This window comes from Mesorhizobium sp. M7A.F.Ca.US.014.04.1.1 (assembly GCF_003998745.1).
Classification (GTDB): Bacteria; Pseudomonadota; Alphaproteobacteria; order Rhizobiales; family Rhizobiaceae; genus Mesorhizobium; species Mesorhizobium ciceri.
Genome location: NZ_RZRW01000525.1, coordinates 1 through 3,912 on the forward strand (window position 1 = coordinate 1; position 3,912 = coordinate 3,912).

General features: G+C 62.7%; 4 protein-coding genes and 1 pseudogene. 1 reads left to right on the top strand and 4 read right to left on the bottom strand.

Features of this window, described 5'->3' with window-relative positions; all coding sequences use genetic code 11:
• Positions 1 to 620, top strand: a pseudogene (locus EOA22_RS26625) (fumarylacetoacetate hydrolase family protein); the annotation flags it as partial.
• A 166-nt stretch (positions 621 to 786) separates the two neighbouring features.
• On the opposite strand, the gene EOA22_RS26630 reads toward EOA22_RS26625, so the two are convergent.
• The 4 genes from EOA22_RS26630 to EOA22_RS26645 all read right to left on the bottom strand — a co-directional run.
• On the bottom strand, positions 787 to 1,785 hold the full coding sequence (locus tag EOA22_RS26630) for an ABC transporter ATP-binding protein (RefSeq protein WP_024502143.1): 999 nt from the start codon (positions 1,783 to 1,785) through the stop codon (positions 787 to 789).
• A 15-nt stretch (positions 1,786 to 1,800) separates the two neighbouring features.
• Entirely contained in the window at positions 1,801 to 2,856 is a 1,056-nt protein-coding gene (locus EOA22_RS26635; RefSeq protein ID WP_024502144.1) for a Gfo/Idh/MocA family oxidoreductase, read from the bottom strand.
• Between the two features lies 1 nt (position 2,857).
• Positions 2,858 to 3,325, bottom strand: coding sequence for a DUF4304 domain-containing protein (locus EOA22_RS26640; protein WP_013528571.1), 468 nt, complete (start codon positions 3,323 to 3,325; stop codon positions 2,858 to 2,860).
• Positions 3,322 to 3,912: carbohydrate ABC transporter permease (locus EOA22_RS26645; RefSeq protein WP_164755840.1), on the bottom strand; the 591-nt coding region annotated here is incomplete at its 5' end. The genes EOA22_RS26640 and EOA22_RS26645, both read right to left, overlap by 4 nt.

Here is a 3,912-nt window from a genome sequence, read left to right on the forward strand (position 1 = left end):
GGGCCGAGCTTGCCTTCATGCAGATGATCGGCTCCGGCGCCACCGTGCCGCCGGAGCCGATCATCTTCATGAAGGCAAGCTCGGCCATTGTCGGGCCGGATGACGACGTGCTGATCCCCCGCGGCTCGGAGAAGACCGACTGGGAAGTCGAGCTGGCCGTGGTCATCGGCAAAACCGCCAAATATGTCAGCGAGGCCGATGCGCTCGACTATGTTGCCGGCTATAGCGTTGCCCACGACGTCTCCGAACGCGCCTTCCAGGCCGAGCGCCAGGGCCAGTGGACCAAGGGCAAGAGCTGCGACACCTTCGGCCCGACCGGCCCATGGCTGGTGACCAAAGACGAAGTGGCCGACCCGCAGAACCTCAAAATGTGGCTGACCGTCAACGGCAAGACGATGCAGAACGGCTCGACCAAGACCATGGTCTATGGCGACAAGTATCTGGTTTCCTATCTCAGCCAGATCATGTAGCTGCACCCCGGCGACATCATCTCCACCGGCACGCCGCCCGGCGTCGGGCTGGGCATGAAGCCGCCGGTGTTCTTGAAGGCCGGCGATGTGGTTGAACTGGGCATTGAAGGCCTGGGGCAGCAGAAGCAGACGTTCAAGGCGGACGTTTAGGCAGTACATTTCGGGGTCGGCGCTGCCCCCTCATCCGGCCGCTTCGCGGCCACCTTCTCCCCGCTGGGGAGAAGAGACTGGCGTCGGCGCTGACAATCTCCTCTCCCCTCGGGGAGAGGTCAGCCGAGCGAAGCGGAGGCTGGGTGAGGGGGCTGCGCCGGCGTATCTACTTCAGCACCTTCCCATCCGCACCAAACCGATACGTCTTCGCCGGATCCGGCGTCGCATACAGCGTGGCACCCGGCTCGGCATCGTAAACACCAAAAATCCGCACGGTGATCAGCCCGGCCTTCTCGCAGTCGAGATAGAGGTTGGTGTCGGCGCCGAGATGCTCGGCGTGCACCACCGTTCCCTTCCAGGAGCCGGATTTCGGATCGACGGTCAGATGTTCCGGCCGCACGCCGATGGTCCTGGCGGTTTCGCCGAGACGGGCGCCGTCGACGAAATTCATCTTCGGTGAGCCGATGAAGCCGGCGACGAACTCATTTGCCGGCGAATTGTAGAGCTCCATCGGGCCACCGATCTGCTCGATTTTCCCTGCGTTGAGCACCACGATCTTGTCGGCCAGGGTCATCGCCTCGACCTGGTCGTGGGTGACGTAGATCATCGTCGCCTTCAGCCGGCGGTGCAATTGCGCGATCTCGAGCCGCGTGTTGACACGCAGCGCGGCATCGAGGTTCGACAGCGGCTCGTCGAACAGAAACAGCTTCGGCTCGCGCACCACGGCGCGGCCGATGGCGACGCGCTGACGCTGGCCGCCGGAGAGTTCGGCCGGCCGCCTTTCGAGATAGGGCTCCAGCGACAGCATCGACGAGGCGATGCCGATGCGGCGCTCGATCTCCGGGGTCGGCGTGCCGGCCTGCTTGAGGCCGAGGCCCATATTGTTCTTCACCGTCAGATGCGGATAGAGCGCATAGGTCTGGAACACCATGGCGATGCCGCGCTTGGCCGGCGGCGTGGCCGAAACGTCCGCGCCATCGATGACGACGCGGCCCGAGGTCGAATCCTCCAGTCCGGCGATGACCCTGAGCAGGGTCGACTTGCCGCAGCCGGACGGCCCGACGAAAACGACGAACTCGCCGTCGTTCACTTCGAGGTTGATGCCCTTCAGCACCTCGACCGGCCCAAAGGCCTTCTTCACGTTCTCGATGTTCAGCGAGCCCACGGCTTCGTCCCTGTTCTAGAGTTTGACGGCGGCGCCACTGCGCACGCTCTCGTCGGCGGCAAGGCAGACGGCGAGCGATTTGACCGCGTCGTCCATATGTTTGGTGAGATCGAGATCCTCGCGGATTGCCTTCAGCACGAAGGCCTGTTCGAGGTCGCAGAGGTCCTGATGGCCGGGTTCGCCCTCCATCGACAACATCTCGTCTGGCTTGGCGAACTTGCCGTCCGCGCCGGTCGCCGCATTGTGCAGGCGGATGGTCGAGGTCTTGGTGTGGGTGTCGATGTCATCGGACTTCACACCTTCCTTCATGACGATCGACACGCAGCCATTGGGCGAGATGACGTCCTTCACGAAGAAGGCGGTTTCCGAAATCATCGGCCCCCAGCCGGCCTCATACCAGCCGACCGAACCGTCATCGAACAGCACCTGCAAGTGGCCGTAATTGTACATCGAGGGCGCGACCTCGTCGGTCAGCCGCACGCCCATGCCGCGCACTTCCACGGGCTTCGCATCGGTGATCTGCAGCATGACGTCGAGATAGTGCACGCCGCAATCGACGATCGGCGAGGTCGTCTGCATCAACTGCTTGTGCGTCTCCCAGGTATGGCCCGAGGATTGCTGGTTGAGGTTCATGCGGAAGACGTAGGGGCCGCCGAGCTTGCGCGCTTCGGCGATGAGCCTGATCCAGGACGGGTGATGGCGCAGGATGTAGCCGATCACCAGCTTCCTGCCGTTGGCCTTGGCCGCCGCGACGACGCGCCTGGCATCGGCCACCGTCGTTGCCAGCGGCTTTTCGACGAAGACGTGGCAACCGGCCTCGAACGCCTTCACCGCATAGTCGGCATGGCTGTCGGAATAGGTGGCGATGCAGGCGACATCGGGCTTTTCGTCACGCAATGCCTCGTCGAAGGAGCGCCTGATGCCGTAACCCGACAGCCCGTCCGGCAGCGGCACGTCGGAGCGATTGATCAGCGCCGCGATCTGGAAACCTGGATTGGTATGGTAGGCCAGCGCATGGCTGCGGCCCATATTGCCGAGGCCGGCGACGACGACACGCAGGGGTTGGGCCATTTCAATTCGCCTTTTCTTGACTGCGGGCTGCGAGAGCCACCATCACCTGTGGCTCACATTCATCTGCGACCCGCAGGGCTGCTTCTTCGCTGTCACACCGGGACAAAAGTCGAAAGCCATAGGCATCAACTCCGTCCTTGATCAGTGAAAGCCTCTGATCATCAGGCAAGGGATGCTCAAGGTTGAGCGCCTGCTCGAACGCTTTCGACTGCTCGTCTTCCATCTGGGAATTGACGCGCCAACGAATGTGACAATTGTATTCCTTCGGCCGGCGCTCCGGCCCAAGCCGTGCAAACCAGACAGCAGCGTTGATATAGAATTGCGGACCCCAGGAAGACTTCTGAAGGTTCAGCACACAGATCGTCTCCGGCCACTCTCGGTAGAAATTTTTGGCGCGAACGCCCCGGAATCCATAGTGGCTCGCTGTCTCGACGAGGGCCTGTACGATAGCTTCTTCCCCGCCGCTCACTTCACCGCTCCGGAAGTAATGCCGCGGATCAACTGCCGCGAGAAGATGACGTAGAGGATCAGCACCGGCATGATCGCCAGCGACAGCGCCGCCAGGATAGCGTTCCAGTTGGTGACGAACTGGCCGAGGAAGAGCTGCGCGCCGAGCGTCACCGTCTTGGTTTCTTCCGACGGCGCCAGGATCAGCGGGAACCACAGGTCATTCCAGATCGGGATCATGGTGAAGACGGCGACGGTTGCCATCGAGGGCCTGACCAGCGGCAGCACCAGGCGGAAGAAGATGGTGTATTCCGACAGGCCGTCGATGCGGCCGGCATTCTTCAGATCGTCGGACACCTGCTTCATGAACTCCGACAGGATGAACACGGCAAGCGGCAGGCCTTGCGCGGTGTAGACCAGGATCAGCGCCGTCAGCGTGTTGACCAGCCCGCTCGCCACCATCAATTGCAGGATGGCGACGGTGCCCAGCCGGATCGGGATCATGATGCCGAGCGCCAGATAGAGGCCCATCAGCGAGTTGCCGCGGAAGCGGTATTCCGACAGCGCGAACGCCGCCATGGCGCCGAACAGGAGCACGAGGAACAGGGA